The sequence below is a fragment of the Pseudomonas sp. SD17-1 genome (assembly GCF_029201585.1).
In the GTDB taxonomy this organism is placed as follows: Bacteria; Pseudomonadota; Gammaproteobacteria; order Pseudomonadales; family Pseudomonadaceae; genus Aquipseudomonas; species Aquipseudomonas palmensis.
In genome coordinates this window covers 4907231-4925806 of sequence record NZ_CP104044.1, presented here as the reverse complement: position 1 = coordinate 4925806, position 18576 = coordinate 4907231, and the positions used below count along the sequence as shown (strand labels likewise).

General features: G+C 64.1%; 11 protein-coding genes. 1 reads left to right on the top strand and 10 read right to left on the bottom strand.

The genetic code is table 11. The annotated features are described in order from the left end of the window. Positions 1–50: 50 nt before the first annotated feature. The gene (locus tag N0B28_RS22450; RefSeq protein WP_275728873.1) at positions 51–5111 is read right to left on the bottom strand and encodes a hypothetical protein; all 5061 of its coding nucleotides are present in this window, start codon (positions 5109–5111) and stop codon (positions 51–53) included. 326 nt (positions 5112–5437) lie between these two features. On the opposite strand from N0B28_RS22450, the gene N0B28_RS22445 reads away from it, so the two are divergent. Next, positions 5438–5791 carry a BON domain-containing protein gene (locus N0B28_RS22445; RefSeq protein WP_043863815.1) on the top strand — a complete coding sequence of 118 codons (354 nt, stop codon included), beginning with the start codon at positions 5438–5440 and terminating at the stop codon, positions 5789–5791. Positions 5792–5928: 137 nt separating this feature from the next. Here N0B28_RS22445 and N0B28_RS22440 read toward each other — a convergent pair whose 3' ends face one another. The 9 genes from N0B28_RS22440 to N0B28_RS22400 all read right to left on the bottom strand — a co-directional run bounded on the left by N0B28_RS22440 (position 5929) and on the right by N0B28_RS22400 (position 18554). Further along, positions 5929–8865, bottom strand: coding sequence for a DUF748 domain-containing protein (locus N0B28_RS22440; protein ID WP_275728869.1), 2937 nt, complete (start codon positions 8863–8865; stop codon positions 5929–5931). A 101-nt stretch (positions 8866–8966) separates the two neighbouring features. Beyond that, positions 8967–9983 carry a class I SAM-dependent methyltransferase gene (locus N0B28_RS22435; RefSeq protein WP_043863813.1) on the bottom strand — a complete coding sequence of 339 codons (1017 nt, stop codon included), beginning with the start codon at positions 9981–9983 and terminating at the stop codon, positions 8967–8969. Positions 9984–10042: 59 nt separating this feature from the next. Beyond that, positions 10043–10912 (bottom strand): oxygenase MpaB family protein, encoded by an 870-nt coding sequence (locus N0B28_RS22430; protein WP_058540550.1) that lies wholly within the window; start codon positions 10910–10912, stop codon positions 10043–10045. 33 nt (positions 10913–10945) lie between these two features. Beyond that, on the bottom strand, positions 10946–12880 hold the full coding sequence (gene acs, locus N0B28_RS22425) for an acetate--CoA ligase (protein ID WP_275728864.1): 1935 nt from the start codon (positions 12878–12880) through the stop codon (positions 10946–10948). A 132-nt stretch (positions 12881–13012) separates the two neighbouring features. Beyond that, positions 13013–14677, bottom strand: a complete 1665-nt coding sequence (pgi, locus tag N0B28_RS22420; protein WP_078481326.1) for a glucose-6-phosphate isomerase — start codon at positions 14675–14677, stop codon at positions 13013–13015. A 103-nt stretch (positions 14678–14780) separates the two neighbouring features. Further along, a complete protein-coding gene (panC, locus tag N0B28_RS22415; protein WP_210014089.1) occupies positions 14781–15638 on the bottom strand; it encodes a pantoate--beta-alanine ligase in 858 nt (285 codons plus the stop codon). Next, positions 15635–16435 carry a 3-methyl-2-oxobutanoate hydroxymethyltransferase gene (panB, locus tag N0B28_RS22410; RefSeq protein WP_043863808.1) on the bottom strand — a complete coding sequence of 267 codons (801 nt, stop codon included), beginning with the start codon at positions 16433–16435 and terminating at the stop codon, positions 15635–15637. The genes panC and panB overlap by 4 nt, the downstream gene beginning before the upstream one ends. 250 nt (positions 16436–16685) lie before the next feature. Continuing rightward, positions 16686–17162: a 2-amino-4-hydroxy-6-hydroxymethyldihydropteridine diphosphokinase gene (gene folK, locus N0B28_RS22405; protein ID WP_275728858.1), complete on the bottom strand. Its 477-nt coding sequence runs from the start codon at positions 17160–17162 to the stop codon at positions 16686–16688. 6 nt (positions 17163–17168) lie between these two features. Further along, positions 17169–18554, bottom strand: a complete 1386-nt coding sequence (locus tag N0B28_RS22400) for a polynucleotide adenylyltransferase PcnB (RefSeq protein ID WP_043863806.1) — start codon at positions 18552–18554, stop codon at positions 17169–17171. Positions 18555–18576 lie beyond the last annotated feature (22 nt).

Sequence of the window (18576 nt, the reverse complement as noted above, 5' to 3'; positions counted from 1 at the left end):
CGGAAGTGCCAATGCCCCGTATCGCAGGATACGGGGCATTTTTTTTGCTTTCAGCCGGCAGCGCCGGCAAAGCGCCTGCGCCCCAGGTTGGTGATGATCAGGCTCAGCGAGTCGGCGTTGGCCAGGATCAAGTCGGTGCGTACCTGCGGATCGCTGTAGAACGCAGTGCGTGCAGCTGCCAGGGTGTTTGTCTTGCTTAGCCGAAAGATCGCGGGCAGGGCTCGTCCATCCTTTTTCCTGATATCTCTCCAGGTCTGGCTCGAGGTGTCGAAGGTTCTGAACAGCGCCTGGGCGGGGGTGTTGATCGAGAGCCCGTTCTGTTTGTAGCCAAGGATCGTCTGATAGGCGATACGCCCGCCCCGCGTGTGCTGGCTGATCTGGTCCGGGAAGGGGGCCGCGGCTTCCACGTAGGCGATATCCACGGTTCGAAGTACCTGGTGTGACAGCTCGTGTATCAGCGTCGTTGCTTGCTGGTGGGCGAGCAGCTCGATGGCCGGTGGCGTTGCGTAAATCGAAACGTCCCATGGCAGGGTGAACACGCGCTCGGTGAGAAAGATCCGCTTGCCGGGGTCGTTGTGGTAGGTGAAACCGTAGGTATCGCGCTGATCGGGCATGTTCATGCCCACCACGAGGCGTTTGGAGGTGACCGTGTCCATCGAGGCCGACAACAGCTCGTCCAGTATCCGCTGGGTATAGTCACGCAGCAGGCGTACTGTCTGGTCTGAGGGAGGGTGGTCGAACACGTTTTGCAAGATGCTCAGTGTTTCGGGCGGCAGGGGCGCCTGGGGCGAAGACAGGTTGAGGTTCTTCAGGCAGGTGTCCAGATAGTGGCGGCTCAAGGCATGGGCACGCAGTAGCATCTGGTACTTGGTCGGCTGGAGCGCGGCAATGTTCTTCATCCCCGAAGCCAGCGTGGTGTAGCGCAGGGATATGTCTTCGTCGGCCAGGGCCGTTTCGAAACTGCTGTAGGCCGCACCGCCGCCACGCAAGCCTTCCTGCAGATCAACCTGCCACTGATTTCCCGTTCTTTGCAGCGTGGGCCCGAGTCGGCCCTGCTTGATGATCTGCCACTGCTGTGCTGGCTTGGCCACTTCATAGACGTGGCCCGCGATCACGCAATAGAAACGCTCGGTACCCGGGGCGAAATAAAGCCCCAGGGTGGTGTTGCGGACCATGTCCTTGAGTTGCACGTTCTGCGCCTGCAGGTCACTCAGCCGGTTGGGTACCAGGGGGTTGAGCAGTACCTCGTTCCAGGCAGGGTCCAGTTCCAGTGCAGGCGTGACGGGTGAAGGCTCGTTAGGTGTCTTCCTGCTTATGCTCGAGCCACCTGGGCGCATCATGACCAGGCCACTCAGGGCGGTGACGAACTCCGCAAGCGATTCGCCCCAGTTGTGCTGCAAAGCGGCGTTACCGGATGCCTGCAACCACTGGACACTTTGTAGCGAGCTGAGCATGGCTGCCAGCTTTCCAGGCAGGAAAAACGAACTCTGCTCGATGGCAAGGCCCATTACATAGCGCAGCACATTCCAGTATTCCTCGGCGGTAGTTACCGTGCGTGCCTTGGTCAGTGCCCGCAGGAATGCCACGTTCTCGGTGAACAGGTAGTCAAGGGCATTGCCTTCGATCTCGCTGCGCACCAGTTGAACCGCACCGGGGGTGGGCGAGAAATCGAACAGGTCCGATGAGGACCAGAACAAATGGGGGTGAAGAAAGCCGTTGTGGTCGTATCGCGACTGCACCGTGTCGGGAAGCCGGTTCAGAATATCTCGTTGCAGCTCTGGGTCCGAGAGGATGGCACTGCGCAGTGCGCCCTGGTCCTTGAACTCGAGCAACATCTTGTGTGGCCGGTAGGCGCAGTACAACACCAGGGGCCCGTCCTGTTCGCCCTGCGGGCCGATCACATACATGCCCCTCACGGTATCGGGGGCGAACCCTTGCTCGGCCCGTAGCTGCAATTGGCACAGGGTGATCTTCCTGCCCTCGACCAGGTCGCGGGCGAGGGCATCCGGCTTGGCCAGCACATGGGAAAAGTAGTAAAGCGCCTTGGCCGATAGTTTGTTGTCCAGAAAATGCTGATACCCCTCTTCCATCAGGTAGGCGGTGGATACCAGCGTGTAGCGATGACGGCGTTCGAGGTAGTCGGGATCCTGCGGGGTTAACTTCTTCTCGAGCAGGGCACGGTATGCACTGGCCACGTCGAGGCGGTCGATCATGTTGCGGATGGTGGCTGCTTCCAGCGCTTCAGGTGCCATGCCTGGTCGCGTGACGCTGACCTTCATGCTTGTCGCTGTGCCGGTCAACCGGCTGTGGGTCAGGGCGTACTCGCTCAGTGTCTTGGTGGTGGTGGCCAGGTCCGAGGAAATCGGCGAGGGCGTCTGGCCGGGCATTACCGGGTTGGGGGTGAAGTGCGTGAAGGTGACGGTAATCAGGTCGGGATCGTCCGGTGCGCTCGGGTAATCCTGGGCGAGCCCTGCCTTGAGCTGCTGGTTGGCGAAGTCGTTGAGCGTTGGGATCGAGAACAGGTAGTTGAACTTGGGGTTGCTGACACGGGCGCAGGCCTGCACCAGTTGCGCGTAGTTTTTCATTTGCTGCGGTGTCGCGTTGCATAGCCATGCCGGTAGAAGGGTGCGCAAATACTGAACCTCGAGGCTGTCGCGTACCCGCTGCAAGGCCCCTTCGAACGGGTGCCTGGCGGCCTGGTTATCGATGAAGCGTTGCAGCAATGAGGTGCCGAGCCTGCTGCGCAGGGCATAGCCCAGGTAGTAACGCCGGGTTGCAGCACGAAAGCGTGCCGCACTGTGTTCAACAAACGCGAACAGCTCGCTTTGTTCGATGAGGCGTACGCTGGGCTGACTGGCACCTGGAAGCTGCGCCAGGGTGTGCCAGTTGCGCAGGTCTTCGGCGTTCACCAGGCTCAGCCACTGATGAAGCTTCTCCGGGTCGTCGAATGCGCCGGTCATTTCAGAGCGCAAGGCTGCTTCGCTGCTGAATTGACTCAGTGGCTCCAGCGGTGACCAGAGCAACAGGCTGTCATTGTCGGCCGTTGCCCGCTGCAGCACGAATGCATCGGCCAGTGGCAGCAGCCCGGCCTTGCCGGGTACCGACAAGCTCAGGCTGTGCAGGCGAATGGCACTGTGCCCCGGCCGGTCCAATGCTTGCTGCAGCAGGTCGAGCAGCGCGTCATCGATCACGCCGTTCTCGCGGGCTTGCTCCAGTTCGATGCGCAGCAGCGCTTCGTACAAGCTGCGCATGCTCGTGAGCGGGGACACCACACTGTCCTTCAGGCGCAACCGACCCGTGTCGAACGCCTCGAGTTGTTCAAGGTAGGTCGAGGCAAAGCCCGCTTTAAGGGTGTCGATCTGTTGCCGGATCACGGGTGCCGACGGCCACGACAGTGGCAAGCCTTGCCGGTCCTGCACCTGATCCTGCGGCGCGTGCTGGTTGCCTGTTTCGCCCAGCTGTTCGAGAAACCTGTCGACCACCGTGCCAGTCTTTTCTGCCCATTTGAGCTGGATGTCCAAGGGGTGCAACTGGCCGTCGCTGATGGCGTCGAGGCTGGGGGCAAGCATGTCCAGAACACAGGACTGCACCTTCGGCTGGGCGGTGGCCAGGGATTGAAACAGCTGATGCAGTGCCCTGGCACGGGTGAGGCGCTCCACCAGCGTAACGCTCTGGCTGGGTGGCACGGGCAGCCTCATGGCGACTGCTGGCTGTGCATCGGGCAGCCATCGACCGTTGACCCCCAGGTGGGTCAGGCGCCTGTCCACCAGCGCGCGCATGTCCAGTGCATCTTCGACCCCGGCCATGGCCGTGCTGCTCTGGGCACCGGGGAAGCGTAGTGCGTGGGCAAGACGCCGGTTGACCAGTGCGATCAGCGCATCAGCAAGTGCGAGGAACATCGGTTGACCGACCTCGACCAGCCTGACCACAGGCGTCGCGCTGGCTTGCAACTGCTCCCAGTCATCGCGGCTGATCGAGGCGGGGCAAGCAGGTTGTGTGAGCAGGGCCTGGCAATGCCGTTCAAGGGCGGCCTGATCGGCGAAGTATTGGAACCCGGTTCGTGTGCTGAACAGGAACACCCCCTTGCTGGTATCGGTCGGTTGCTGCAGGGCCAGGCTGTCGGCCAGCAGCACCGTCCTACCCATGTCCTGAGCCGCTGGCACCAACGCCAGGCTACACACCCGCAAGGCGCCCAGGTCGGGGATCAGCGCTTCACGCAGCCATTGCAGCTGAGGGGTGTCGATGCGTTGTTCATTGGCCGCTCGCAACAGCGTACGACAGTAGTTGTCGGCAAGGCCAAGAGCCAGGGCTTCGCGGTTATCGCTGCCCACGTCGTTGTCGACACTGCTCCAATAGCTTCGCAGGGCCTGTGCAAAGGCCCCCGGAACGGCCTTGGCAGTGCTGGCAAGGGCCTGCTCGCAGGCGAGCGGGTCGGGCGTGTCGTGCGTTGCGGTGCCATCGCGTACGAAGCGGCGCTTCAGGTCGATGCCCAGCGGCTGGCCGCTGAACGCGTCCAGTGCAACATCGGCCAGGGCCTGCGTGCGCACCACGCTGGCGTTACTGGCAATGACCTGGACCCGTTGTTGCGCGATGTCGTCGACGCCCTCCAGCAGCGTCGAGAAGGCTGTGCTCAAGCAACTGTCGAGAACACCGGTCAGGGTGGGCAGTTTGGCCAGCCCGCTGGATTGCCCCCGCAGCAGATCGATTTGCTGTTGCATCAGGTGGTGTGACCACCGGGTGAACACGGCATCGCTCAGGTTCACGAACTGCAGCGGTTCGCTCGGCACGCCCAGGTGAGTCAGCTGTGCCTGCAGGGCACTTTCAAGCTGTTGCAGCGTGTTGAAGCCCTGTACGCCATGCAATGGGCTGTACAGGTAGGTCGCCTCAAGCAGCGGGTCGCGCTGATGAATGACCAGGCAATTGGCAGACAGTGGCTGCAGGTTGCCTGTCACCTCCACCCGCATGCTCGCCGGCAGGGACGTTTGATCGGCCAGGCGACGCAGCCACCGCGCTTCGATGATGCTCAGGCTCAGGTCGCGCTGTGCGGTCTCCAGCGCGGTGATGAAGCCTGCGCTCAAGGTGCCGGGCTCAAAGTAGGGCATCACGATCATGGCGTTTCCTGCAGCGGGGGACCCGGTTCATCCGGCTCACGACGCCTGCCACGTTAGAGGGTGCCCTGTTGCAGGCAGTGGTACATATTGCAACGCCCGTTGGATTCCCGGGCATGGGTGCGGCGGTATTTTGTGAACATGCAACTTGCACGCGCATCCATCGCAAAGCATGCAATGTGCACGATGGGCTATTTTTTGGTGATTTTTAACCTGTTGATTTTTAAAGGTTTTATTTTTTATTCGGGTTGGCACAGCTTCTGCAATATCCCTGTTACCTGCTGCCAGGAATGACGGCGCAGACCTTTCGAAAAACAGGAGTGTCTCGTATGAAGAAGTTCGCTATTGCTGCTGCTACTGCCACCGCGCTGACCCTGACCATGGCTAACGCCGCCTTTGCAGCCCAACCTGCATCGCAAGCACCGATGATGCTGGCTGCTGGTGAAATGACCAAGGCCAAAGAAGAAACTTCCGATACCTGGATCACCACCAAGGTCAAAGCCGACCTGGTCACCGAGAAAGGCATCCCGGGTACCGACATCAAGGTCGAAACCAACAAAGGTGTGGTTTCCCTGTCCTCGACCACCGCGATCACCGAAGCGCAGAAAACCACTGCGGTGAACATCGCCAAGAAAATCAAGGGCGTGAAAGCCGTTTCGGCTGATGGCCTGAAAGCTGAGTAAGCGTTTCGCTCGCTGATCCTGACGGTTCATGCGAAAGGCCACACGGAGGTGGTCAACCCTAAAGCCCCGGCGCAGTCAGCCGGGGCTTTTCTTTGTGCGCTGGAACACTGGCCTGGCGCCAGTGCTCCCCGCCAGCCCTACTCGGCGTCCAGGTGCAGGGGCGAGATCACCCGGCCATCCGCTTCGGCCTGGCCCAGCGTGGCGTCGATGAAGTACACCCGGTCGTCTTGCAACTGACCCTTGTCGACCAGGTAGTCCTTGATGCTGCTGGCGCGTGCCTGACCGAGCTGACGCAGCAGCACGGTGCTCTCGGCCCATGACTTGATCACCGCTTCCTGCAGCTTGGCAGTACGCTGTGCACGGTCCAGCTGCTCCCACTCGGCCGGTGGCTGCTGCTTGAGACGGGTACGGTAGATGCCCTCGAGCATGGCCGGCTTGTCGCCATCGGGCACCTGCAGTTGCGAGGCCTGTGCCGGCACCTTGTCGCCGCGACGCTGAAGGATCTTGTAGTAGGTGCTCTGGTACTCACGATCCAGACGCTGTGCGGCAATCAGTGGCCCGTCGCTGCTCTGGGCGCTGGTGCCTTCGATTTCCAGGCGCAGGGCAGGGCGTTCCTTGAGTGCTGCCGCCAGCTTGTCCAGCGAGCCCTGGGCATCGCTGCTCAGCTCGCTTGAGCCGGGGGCGAAGGACACGGTGCCCAGGTCTTCGGAACCGCCACCACTGACCAGCCCGCCGATGAACTTGAACGGCGCCTGGGCGGCGCGCAGCACCAGGTTGCGCAGGGTCTGCCACACGATCGGCATTACGCTGAACTGCGGGTTGTTGAGGTCGCCCGACACCGGCAGCTCGATGGAGATCTTGCCCTCGGTGTCCTTGAGCAGCGCGATCGCCAGGCGAATCGGCAGGTTGACGGCGTCGGGGCTGTCGACCTTCTCACCCAGTTGCAACTGCTCGACCACCACCTTGTTCTCGGCCTTGAGCTGGCCCTTGGTGATCAGGTAATGCAGGTCCAGGTTCAGGCGGCCCTTGCGAATCCGGTAGCCGGCGAACTTGCCCGAGTACGGCGTCAGGGTCGTCAGCTCGACACGCTTGAAGCTGGTGGCGATGTCCAGGCTGGCCATCGGGTCGAACGGGTTGAGCGCGCCCTTGATGGTGACGGGCGCATAACGGTCCACCTTGCCCTTGATATCGACCTTGGCCGGGTGTGGCTGGCGGTTGTCGATGGTGCCGATCTGGCCGTTGAGCTGCTGGATGGCGGTGGCGAAGTTGGGCGTCAGGCTGAAGTCGGCGAAGTTGGCCGAGCCATCGTTGATGTCGATGCCACCGATACGGATACCCAGGGGCTTTTCATTGCTGGCCGTGCGCTTGCCCTGGGGCTTGGCGGCGCCGTTGGCCGGCTGCGGAATCAGCAGGTCATCCACGCTGGTGGTGCGGTCTTCGTTGATCATGAAGCGGGCATAGGGCTGCTGCAGGGTCACCTTGGCAATGCTCAGCGCATCGCCGTGGCGATAGTCCAGGCCGTCCACGTTCAGTTGCTGCCATTTGACGAAGTCACGGCCCTTGATGGTGTCCAGGGTATGCAACTGATTGACCTGCGCCTTGCCGGTGACGCTGAACGCCAGCGGGGCGGTGTTCTTCAGGTCCACGTTCAGGTCGCTGCCGAGCATGCCGCTGCGCAGCTCCAGGCGAATGAACGGGCTGATGTAGGCCTGGGCTACCCGCAGGTCGATGTCCTGTGTGCTGACCTTGAGCCGGGCGCTGACCGGTGCCAGGTTGACCTCACCCGATGCCTGCAGCTTGCCCTGGCGGCCGACGCCGCTGTCGAGCTTGAGGGTGAAGGGGCTCTTGTTGAGGCTGTCGAAGTTCTGCAGGTCGAGGTTGAGCGGGCCGACATCCAGCGCCACCGCTTCTTTCTGCGAGCGATCGGCCAGATGAACCTGGTAGTTGCGCAGTTGCACGTCGCGCAGCAGCACCTGCCACGGCTTGCCGGGCGCGGCCTTGGCGCTGGCTTCCTGCGGCGCGGCCCCGGCAGTGGCCGGCTCGGCCTTTTCCTTGGGGGTGGCCTTGGCAGGCTGGCTGGCGAAGAGTTTTTGCCAGTCGAGCTGGCCGTCGGCTTCCAGGGCAGCCCAGGTTTCCAGCTTTTCACTGCGGATCTTGCCGACCGTGACCAGCTGTTTGGCCAGGTCGACCGTGGTTTCACTCACGTCCAGTCGGGCCAGGCGGGCCAACGGGCGACCGTCCGGGGCCTTGATCGCGAAGGGGGCGATGCTGAGCGAGGCGTTGTCCAGCAGCAGCTCGGTTTCCTTCGACAGGTTGAGCTTGTAATGGGTGTCCAGGTTGAGCACGCCGTCTTCAAGCACCAGCGGCAGGGCGTCGCGCACGTACGGCCACCACACCTTCATCTTGCCGTCGGTGACCTTGAGGGTGCCTTCGGAGGCGATCGGTACCAGGCTGATGGTGCCGGTCCAGTCGATGCGCCCGCCCTCTGGCCCGGCGGCCACCAGGGTCATGTCGGCATTGTCGTCGGGCAGGGTGCTGAGGTTCTTCAGCTCCAGGTTCATCGAGTCGTAGAGGAACTCGATCGGCTCGCTCGGGCGCATGTCCTGGAAGTGCAGGTAGCCCTCGCTCAGCTTGATGCTGCCGATGCGCAGCGGGAACGGTTCGCTTGCCGGCGTCTCGGGCTTGGGCTCGCTGGGCGGCAGCTTGAACAGCTGGGTCAGGTTCAGGCTGCCGTCCTTGGCGAACAGCAGCTCGGTGCGCGGCTTGTCCAGCTCGACGGCTGCCAGGTGCAGGGCACCGGACCACAGGCTGTCGAGCTGCAGGTTGGCGTAGAGGCGTTCGAAGCCGACCTGCTCCTTGCCGGTCTCGCCGATCTGCAAGCCCCATAGCGTCAGCTCGAGGCTGAACGGATTGAGCTCGATACGCTGGATGTGCGCCGGCACGGTGGCGTAACTGGCCAACTGCTGATTGGCGATGCGCAAGGCTACGCCAGGCAGGATCAGGAAACCGAGGAGGCTGTACAGGGCCAGGCCGGCCAACAAGGCGCCGAGGGCGCGTTTCAATCCTTTGGGCATGTGCGGCGTCGTCTGTCTAGAGCGGGAGTGCTTGGAGTATGGCACGTTAATTCGGTTCCGAAGGTAGTCCGAAATACCGGACTACCTGCGGTTTTTTCCACTTACAGCTGCAGGATCAAGCACTTCAGGGGCGGCTGTCCGTCCAGTGACGGGAAGTCGTCTGCCGGCTTGAGCACCTGCCATTCCCGCACCGGGCGGCCGATCTTCTGTGCGCAACGCAGCACCTGCTCGCGCCAGTCGTCGAGGCCGACCTTGGCCAGGTTGTTGCAGCAGATCAGCACGCCGCCTTCGGCCGTGCTCAGCAGGGCGGGCTTGAGCAGGCTCTGGTAATCACGCAGCAGGTCGACGGTGCCGAACGCGCTCTTGGCCCAGGCAGGCGGGTCGAGCAGTACCAGGTCGAACTCGCGCGGCTCCAGGCGCGGGTAGGCCGGCAGCTTGTGCCCGCGACGCTGGCTGACCGGCAGGCCTGCCAGCTGGCGAATGGCCGGAAAGTAGTCGGACTGGATGAACTCCATGGGCGCCAGTTGCGGGTTGAGTGCGCCGTTCTCGCGGCCAACGGCCAGGTTGCCTTCGGCGAAATCCAGGTTGCACACCGCGCTGGCACCTCCGGCGGCAGCGCTCAGGCCTACCCCGCAGGTATAGGCGAACAGGTTGAGAACGCGTTTGCCGGCACTGTGTTGCTTGACCCAGCCACGGGCATTGCGCAGGTCCAGAAACAACAGCGGGTCCTGGCCGGCATGGCGACCGCGCACGCGGTAGTTCAGGCCCCACTCGTGACCGACCAGGTCGGCCAGCGCGGCCTCGCTGGGCTGGTAGACCGGGTCGCGCCGGTCGATGCGGCTGTTGCCCTGGGAGCGGTCGTTGTACACCAGCAGCAGTGGCAGGCCCAGTTCGCGCTCGATGTGCCCATGCAGGTCCAGCAGGGCATCGCGCTCGAGGGTGTGGTGAAAGCTCTGTACCAGCAACTGCGGGCCATAGCGGTCGACGGTCAGTCCGCCCGCGCCTTCCTGGCTGCCGTGGAACAGCCGGTAACAGTCGGTGCCCTGGGCGTGCAGCTCACTTAGAAGCTGCTGGCGGGCGTCGAGGGCGGCGCGCAGCGCCTGATTCAAGGAGGACATGCACGTAGCCTTGGTTTGCGGGCGTGCAGTTTAACAGCAGGCGGGTGCCTTGCACCTGTTCAGGCGCAGCCCACTCGCCGCCTGGCCCGGTGCAGCGAACTGTCGCGCATGGCCCAGCGCAGTACCGGCGCCGTGCTGTCGATGCCCAGGCCTACCAGCCGCCGCTTGAGCGGGTGCGGCGTGCGCTCGAGCAGTTCGCCGGCCCAATCGGGCAGCAGGTTGATCCCCGCCTGCATCATCAGGTTGGCCACCGGTTTGGCCAGGCGGCTCGGCGCCGGGGCCTCCAGCAACACACGCACCACTTCGCGGCTGCGCTCGTCGCATACCAGTTGCGGACGCATGGCTTGCAGGTAGTGCGCCACCGCCTGGCGCGAACGAGGCACGTTGCGAGCCCCCAGGCGTTCGGCCACCAGGGCGATCTCGGCGTAGTAGGCGTCCTGGTCGGCCAGCGAGAGGTGCGGGTTGCGGTAGCGCAGGTGCGCGGCCATGAAGCTGCTGACTTCGGCCACGTGCACCCAGGTCAGCAGGTCCGGGTCACTGGCGGCATACGGGCGGCCATCGGCCGCGGTCCCCACCACCTGCAGGTGAATGGTGCGTACCTTGTCGATCAGCCATTCGGCGTCGCGGGTGGAGCCGAAGGTGGTGCCGGAGATGAACTGGCTGGTGCGGCGCAGGCGGCCGATGATGTCCTGGCGAAAGCTGGAGTGGTCCCACACCCCGGCCAGGGCCAGCGGGTGCAGCACCTGCAGCAGCAAGGCGCTGATACCGCCGATGAGCATGCTGGGGAAATCCCCGTGCACCTGCCAGCTGATGCTGCGCGGACCGAACAGCCCGGGGTCGCCCTTGGGCTGTTCGAGGTCGAGTTGGCCCAGGGCCAGGCCCGTGAGGCTCAGCAACTGTGTTTCGATACGGCGGCGTAGCGCTTCCATGGATACCTTGAGGCACCGTCGCCGCGGTACCGTTCATTGGTTCAGGCGTTTGTCGATCAGGCCTTGGACCACGCTCGGGTCGGCCAGGGTCGAGGTGTCGCCCAGGTTGTCCAGCTCGTTGCAGGCGATCTTGCGCAGGATGCGGCGCATGATCTTGCCCGAGCGGGTCTTGGGCAGTGCTGGCGCCCACTGGATCAGCTCGGGTTTGGCAAAGCTGCCGATCTCCTTGCTGACCAGCGCCAGCAGTGCCTGCTTGAGGTGGTCGTCCGGGGTCACGCCGTTCATGGGCGTGACGAAGGCATAGATGCCCTGGCCCTTCAGGTCGTGAGGGTACCCGACCACGGCGGCTTCGGCGATGCTGTCGTGCAGCACCAGGGCACTTTCCACCTCGGCAGTGCCGATGCGGTGCCCGGACACGTTGATCACGTCGTCGATGCGCCCGGTTATCCACAGGTCGCCATCGGCATCGCGGCGCGCGCCGTCGCCGGTGAAGTAGTAACCCGGCAGGGGTTTGAAGTAGGTGTCGATCATGCGCTGATGATCGCCGTATACGCTGCGGATCTGCCCCGGCCAACTGGCCTTGATCGCCAGCAGCCCACTGCCGGGGCCCTCGATCAGCGCGCCCTTGTCGTCCAGCAGCACTGGCTGCACGCCGAACAGCGGACGGGTGGCGCAACCGGGCTTGATGTGGCGGGCGCTGACCAGCGGGCTGAGCATGATGCCGCCGGTCTCGGTCTGCCACCAGGTGTCGACGATCGGGCAGCGCTTCTCACCGACCTTCTCGAAGTACCATTCCCAGGCTTCCGGGTTGATCGGCTCGCCCACGCTGCCCAGCAGGCGCAGGCTCTTGCGCGAGGTACCGTCGAGCGGCGCCGAACCTTCGCGCATCAGTGCCCGCAGAGCGGTGGGGGCGGTATAGAAGATGTTCACCTGGTGCTTGTCGACCACCTGCCAGAAGCGCGAGGCATCGGGGTAGTTGGGCACGCCTTCGAACATCAGGGTGGTGGCGCCGTTGGCGAGCGGGCCGTAGACGATGTAGCTGTGGCCGGTTACCCAGCCGACATCGGCGGTGCACCAGAACACCTCGCCGTCGCGGTAGTCGAACACCACCTTGAAGGTCAGGGCGGCCTGCAGCAGGTAGCCGGCGGTGGTGTGCAGCACGCCCTTGGGCTTGCCGGTGCTGCCGGAGGTGTAGAGGATGAACAGCGGGTCTTCCGCATCCATCGGCTCGGGCGGGCAGTCGTCGCCCACCTGGCTGATTGCCTCGTGATACCAGAGGTCGCGGCCTTCGTTCCAGTCCACCGGGCCGCCGGTGCGGCGTACCACCACCACGCTGCTGACGTCCGGGCAGCTTTGCAGGGCCTTGTCGACGTTGTTCTTCAGGCCAATGCTCCTGGCGCCGCGCACGCCTTCGTCGGCGGTAATCACCGTGCGGCAGTCGGCGTCGAGGATGCGATCGCGCAGGGCGTCGGGGGAAAAGCCGCCGAACACCACCGAGTGAATCGCGCCGATGCGGGTACAGGCCAGCATGGCGAAGGCAGCTTCGGGAATCATCGGCATGTAGATGCACACCCGGTCGCCCTTTTTCACCCCGCGCTGCTTGAGCACGTTGGCCAGGCGGCACACCTGCTGATGAACCTGGCGGTAGGTGAGGGTGGTGGACTGCTGCGGGTCGTCGCCTTCCCAGATGATCGCCGGCTGGTCGCCGCGCTGAGCCACGTAGCGGTCCAGGCAGTTGTAGCTGACGTTGAGCTTGGCATCCTTGAACCAGGTTGCCTGGCCCGTGCGCAGATCGCTCTGCTGAACAGCCGACCAGGGGCTGATCCAGTCCAGGCGCCTGGCTTGTTCGGCCCAGAAGGTGTCGGGATCGTCTACGGACTGGCGATACAGGCGCTGGTAGTCGGCCTGGGAGAGTTGTGCCGCCTTGCTGACGGCATCGGCTTCGGGGTAGTCGCTGATATCGAACATTGGGGGGCCCTTTCCTGTTGGATAGGTGTCGCTCCCATCGCGGGCCAAGCCCGCTCCCACGCGGTGTGCATCGTACCTGTGGGAGCGGGCTTGGCCCGCGATGGGGATAACAACATCCCGACAGTGTAGCCCTTAGCCCCGGTGACGCCCGCGGAAGTAGTTGATCAGGCCCTGGGTCGAGGCATCTTCGGCCGGCTCTTCGATACCGCCGGTCAGGCGCTGGTACACGCCCTTGCCCAGTTCCTTGCCAAGCTCCACTCCCCACTGGTCGAAGGCATTGATGCCCCACACCACGCTCTGCACGAACACCTTGTGCTCGTACATCGCCACCAGCGCGCCCAGGCGCCGCGGGCTGATGCGCTCCACCACCAAGGTGTTGCTCGGACGGTTGCCCGGGATCACCTTGTGCGGCGCCAGGCGCTGTACCTCGGCTTCGGCCATGCCCTTGTCGCGCAGCTCGGCCTCGGCCTCGGCGCGGGTCTTGCCGAGCATCAACGCCTGGCTCTGGGACAGGCAGTTGGCGTACAGCCACTGGTGGTGGTCGGCCACCGGGTTGAAGCTCACCACCGGCACGATGAAGTCGGCCGGGATCAGCTGGGTGCCCTGGTGCAGCAACTGGTGATAGGCATGCTGGCCGTTGCAGCCCACGCCGCCCCAGATCACCGGCCCGGTGTCGTGGTCGACCGGAGTGCCGTCCTGGCGCACGCTCTTGCCGTTGGACTCCATGTCCAGTTGCTGCAGGTGCTTGGTGATGTTGCGCAGGTAATGGTCGTACGGCAGGATCGCGTGGCTCTGGGCGCCCCAGAAGTTGCCATACCACACGCCCAGCAAGGCCAGCAGCACCGGCATGTTCTGCTCGAACGGTGCGGTCTGGAAGTGCTGGTCCATGGTGTAGGCACCCGACAGCAGCTCCTTGAAGTTGGCGGTGCCGATGGCCAGGGCGATCGGCAGGCCGATGGCCGACCACAGCGAATAGCGTCCGCCTACCCAGTCCCACATCGGGAAGATGTTCTCTTCACGGATACCGAAGGCCACCGCAGCGGCCTTGTTGCTCGATACGGCGATGAAGTGCTTGTACAGCTCGGCTTCCGAACCACCCTGGGCCAGGTACCAGACCCGAGCCGCCTGGGCGTTCTTCAGGGTTTCCAGGGTATTGAAGGATTTGGACGACACGATGAACAGCGTGGTCTCGGCACGCAGCTTGGCCGACAGCTCGTGGAATTCGCTGCCGTCGATATTGGCCAGGTAGTGGCAGCGCACGCCGCGCTGGGCGTAGGGCAGCAGGGCCTCGGAGACCAGCTCCGGGCCGAGGAACGAGCCGCCGATGCCGATGTTGACCACGTCGGTGATCGGCTTTTCGCTGTAGCCGCGCCACAGGCCGTCGTGGATGCGCCCCACCAGCTCGGTGACCTGATTCAGCACCTTGTGCACGTCGGGCATGATGTTCACGCCATTGACGCTCAGTTTGTCGCCCACCGGGCGCCGCAGCGCGGTATGCAGGGCCGGGCGGCCTTCGGAGGCGTTGACGATTTCGCCGGCGAACAGCGACTTGATCGCGTCCTGCAGGCCCACTTCGTTGGCCAGCCCCACCAGCAGGTCGCGGGTCTGGCGGTCGATGAGGTTCTTCGAATAGTCCAGAAACAGCCCGCAGCTGCTCAGGCTGAACTGCTCGAAGCGCTGCGGGTTGGCGTTGAACGCTTCGCGCATGCTGAAGCCCTGCATGGCGCTGCGGTGTTGCTGGAGCGCCTGCCAGGCGGGCAGCGTAGTGACATCGTGGGGGGTGCGGTAGTACGCCATCGCTGCAGGTTTCCTTGGTACGTGAACTGCCTTTGACACTGGAAAGACGGGCCCGTTTCCAGTGTGGCAGGTTAATTGCCCGGCAGCCCGGCCGGGTGCGTTGTCACTGTTCGTCGAGGTTCAGGTGCAGGTTGTCGATCAGGCGCGTGGCGCCCAGTACCGCTGCCACCAGAATCACCAGGTCGCGGTCGTTCGCCCCTGCCGGGCGCAGGTTCAGCGCCTGACGGATTTCCAGGTAGTCGGGCTTGAAGCCGGCCTCCACCAGTTGTTGCCGACCTTCGGCGATCAGCACCTCGAAGTCACGGCGGCCCTGGCCGATTGCCTGGGCGATCCGGCTCAGGGTGCGGTAGATCGTGGGCGCAGTGGCACGTTGTGCGTCGGTCAGGTAACCGTTGCGCGACGACAGGGCCAGGCCGTCCTCGGCGCGCACGGTCGGCTCGCCGATGATCTGGATGGGCAGGTTGAGGTCGCGCACCAGCGCGCGGATCACCGCCAGTTGCTGGAAGTCCTTCTGGCCGAACACGGCCAGGTCGGGCTGGACCATGTTGAACAGCTTGCTGACCACCGTGGCAACACCCTCGAAGTGCCCGGGACGGCTGGCGCCACACAGCCCTTCGGACAGGTGCGGCACGCTGACCAGGGTCTGGGCCGCCATGCCGTCGGGGTACATTTCTTCGACGTTGGGGGTGAACAGCAGGTGGCAGCCGGCCTGCAGGAGTTTTTCCTGGTCGGCGGCGAGGGTGCGCGGGTACTTGTCGAGGTCTTCGTTGGCGCCGAACTGCAGCGGGTTGACGAAGATGCTCGCCACCACGAAATCGGCCCGCTGCGCGGCCTTGGTCACCAGCGCGGCATGCCCGCTGTGCAGGTTGCCCATGGTGGGCACGAAGCCGATGCGCTTGCCCTCGCTGCGTGCGCGGGCGACCGCAGCGCGCAGTTCAAGGATGGTCTTGACGGTATTCATGCGCTGAACCCATGTTCGGTGCCGGGGAAGGTCACGCCCTTGACGGCTTGCACGTAGGCACCGAAAGCACCGGCAATGTCGGGCTGGCCGAGCATGAAGTTCTTCACGAACTTGGGCACGCGGCCGCTGAGCGACAGGCCGAGCATGTCGTGCATCACCAGTACCTGGCCATCGGTGGCGCTGCCGGCACCGATGCCGATGACCGGAATGGTCACGGCCTGGGTGATTTCCGCCGCCAGCTCGCTGGGCACACATTCGAGCAGCAGCATGGCTGCGCCGGCCTGCTCCAGGGCGATGGCGTCGGCGCGCATCTGCCGTGCCTGGTTCTCCTGGCGGCCCTGGACCTTGTAGCCGCCCAGGATGTTCACGGTCTGCGGCGTGAGGCCCATGTGCGCACACACCGGCACGCCGCGTTCGGCCAGCAGGCGAATGGTCTCGGCCAGCCAGGCGGCGCCCTCGACCTTGACCATGTGCGCGCCGGCCTGCATCAGTGCGCCGGCATTGGCGAAGGCCTGCTCGGTGGTGGCGCAGGCCATGAAGGGCAGGTCGGCCAGAATCAGCGCACCCTGGTTGCCGCGCTTGACGCAGGCGGTGTGGTAGGCCATTTCGGCGTTGGTCACCGGCAAGGTGCTGTCATGGCCCTGCAGGACCATGCCCAGGGAGTCACCCACCAGCAATATTTCCACGCCGGCCTGACTCGCCACCTTGGCAAAGGTCGCGTCATAGCAGGTCAGCATGGTTATTTTCTCGCCCTTGGCCTTGAGGCCTTGCAGGGTGGTCAGGGTTACTTCTGGCATGAAAGGAATCCTCGTTCAGGCGCTGTGAAAAACGACTGCGTACAACGCGTGTATTCATCTACTGGAACAGCACATCATCGATTGTGGTGTTTGGAGTACAACCCTGTTCCAGGCCTATATACGCCTTATGCGGCGCCGGGGCGCTGCGGGACGCCTATAGTCGTGAGCACGAAGACTGAAGTCAATTACCCTGTTACCGCATTGTTACGAAGGCGCTGTTACGGGCGTTACCGCGTGGGGGAGCGCCCGGTTACAGGCGCTCGAGGCCAACGAACGGGCATTCTGCCAGCAATCGCGCGAGGGGGCGCTGGTCGGGCAGGCAGAAGTCGCCGGGCACCAGCTCTGCCAGGGGGTACAGCACGAACGGGCGTGCGTGCATGTGATAGTGGGGAACCTTCAGGCGCGGCTCGTCGAGCACCTGATCGGCATACAGCAGGATATCCAGGTCCAGGGTGCGTGGGCCCCAGCGTTCCTTGCGTTCGCGGCCCTGGTCGGCCTCGATGGCCTGCAGGGCATCGAGCAGCGCCAGCGGCGCCAGCGAGGTATCGAGCGCCGCAACCGCGTTGGTGTAGCGCGGCTGGCCAGGCGACAGCGAGTCGCTGGCGTAGAACGACGACACACCGGCCAGTTGCGAACCCGGCAACCGGCCCAGCGCCTCGAGGGCGCTGCGCAGTTGCTGTTGCGGGTCGGCCAGGTTGCTGCCCAGGCCGATGTAGGTACGCACCATGCGGCGTTACTCGCCTGCGCCGTCGGCGCGCTTGCGCTTGCTCGGGCTGCGCTTGCGTTTGCGCGGGCCCGCGCCTGCGCCGTCGTCGCGGCTGCCCAGGTCACGGATCATGTCGCGGCGCTCGCTGTCGTTGCAGTCCTGGTAGTCGGTCCACCATTGGCCCAGGCCGTCGGTTTCCTCGCCCGCGCTCTCGCGCAGCAGCAGGAAGTCGTAGCCGGCGCGAAAGCGCGGGTTGTCCAGCAGCAGGTCGGCACGTTTGCCGCTGCGCCGTGGCAGGCGCTCCTGCATGTCCCAGATCTCGCGGATCGGCATCGTGAAGCGCTTGGGGATCGCAATGCGCTGGCACTGTTCGGCGATCAGCTCGTGGGCGGCTTCCTGCAGGGCCGGGATCGGCGGCATGCCGCGGCTCTGCAGGCGCAGGGCACGCCCTGGCAGCGCCGGCCAGAGCATGGCGGCGAACAGGAAGGCCGGGGTGACCGGCTTGCCTTGCTTGATGCGCAGGTCGGTGTTGATCAGCGCCTGACTGATCAGGGTGTGGGTGTAGGTCGGCTGGTCTTCCAGCGCCTGGGCACTGGCCGGGAACAGCGGGTCGAACAGTTGCAGGTCGACCAGCATCTCGAAGGTGTCGGCCGCATAGCCGGACAGGAACAGCTTCAGGGTTTCTTCGAACAGGCGTGCGGCAGGGATTTCGCGCAGCATCGGGGCCAGCTCGCGGATCGGCTGCACGGTGTGCTTTTCGATACCGAAGTTGAGCTTGGCCGCGAAGCGCACCGCCCGCAGCATGCGTACCGGGTCTTCCTGGTAGCGCTGCACAGGGTCGCCGATCAGGCGGATCAGACGGTTGCGGATATCGTGCACGCCGTTGGCGTAATCGAGAATGCGCTCGCTGACCGGATCGTAGTACAGGGCATTGATGGTGAAGTCGCGGCGCTGCGCGTCTTCTTCCAGGGTGCCGTATACATTGTCACGCAGGATGCGCCCGCTCTCGTTGCGTGAAGAGGTGTGGCTGTTCTCTTCCTCGACCTCGGGATGGTTGGCGCGGAAGGTGGCGACTTCGATGATTTCGCGACCGAAATGGATATGCACCAGCTTGAACCGCCGGCCGATGATCCGGGCGTTGCGAAACTCTGCACGGACCTGTTCGGGGGTGGCACTGGTGGCGACGTCGAAGTCCTTGGGGGTAATGCCCAGGAGTTGATCGCGAACGCAACCGCCGACCAGGTAGGCCTGGTAGCCTGCGTTCTGCAGGCGCTCGACGATGTTCACCGCGTGGCGGCTGAACTGGCCACGTTGCAGTGAATGCTGGCCGCTATTGATCACTTCGGGCGTGGTGCGAATGTGGTGCTGGCCACGCACGGTAGGACGGAATGACTGGAACAACTTCTTCAGCATGGGATGCACTGTTTGAAGGAAT

Bases quoted from the DNA above. Each gene is read 5' to 3' on its own strand.
- N0B28_RS22450 (WP_275728873.1), bottom strand. From the start codon at position 5,111: ATGATCGTGATGCCCTACTTTGAGCCCGGCACCTTGAGCGCAGGCTTC.
- pgi (WP_078481326.1), bottom strand. From the start codon at position 14,677: ATGGCGTACTACCGCACCCCCCACGATGTCACTACGCTGCCCGCCTGG.
- N0B28_RS22440 (WP_275728869.1), bottom strand. From the start codon at position 8,865: ATGCCCAAAGGATTGAAACGCGCCCTCGGCGCCTTGTTGGCCGGCCTG.
- N0B28_RS22400 (WP_043863806.1), bottom strand. From the start codon at position 18,554: ATGCTGAAGAAGTTGTTCCAGTCATTCCGTCCTACCGTGCGTGGCCAG.
- N0B28_RS22445 (WP_043863815.1), top strand. From the start codon at position 5,438: ATGAAGAAGTTCGCTATTGCTGCTGCTACTGCCACCGCGCTGACCCTG.
- panC (WP_210014089.1), bottom strand. From the start codon at position 15,638: ATGAATACCGTCAAGACCATCCTTGAACTGCGCGCTGCGGTCGCCCGC.
- panB (WP_043863808.1), bottom strand. From the start codon at position 16,435: ATGCCAGAAGTAACCCTGACCACCCTGCAAGGCCTCAAGGCCAAGGGC.
- acs (WP_275728864.1), bottom strand. From the start codon at position 12,880: ATGTTCGATATCAGCGACTACCCCGAAGCCGATGCCGTCAGCAAGGCG.
- N0B28_RS22430 (WP_058540550.1), bottom strand. From the start codon at position 10,912: ATGGAAGCGCTACGCCGCCGTATCGAAACACAGTTGCTGAGCCTCACG.
- folK (WP_275728858.1), bottom strand. From the start codon at position 17,162: ATGGTGCGTACCTACATCGGCCTGGGCAGCAACCTGGCCGACCCGCAA.
- N0B28_RS22435 (WP_043863813.1), bottom strand. From the start codon at position 9,983: ATGTCCTCCTTGAATCAGGCGCTGCGCGCCGCCCTCGACGCCCGCCAG.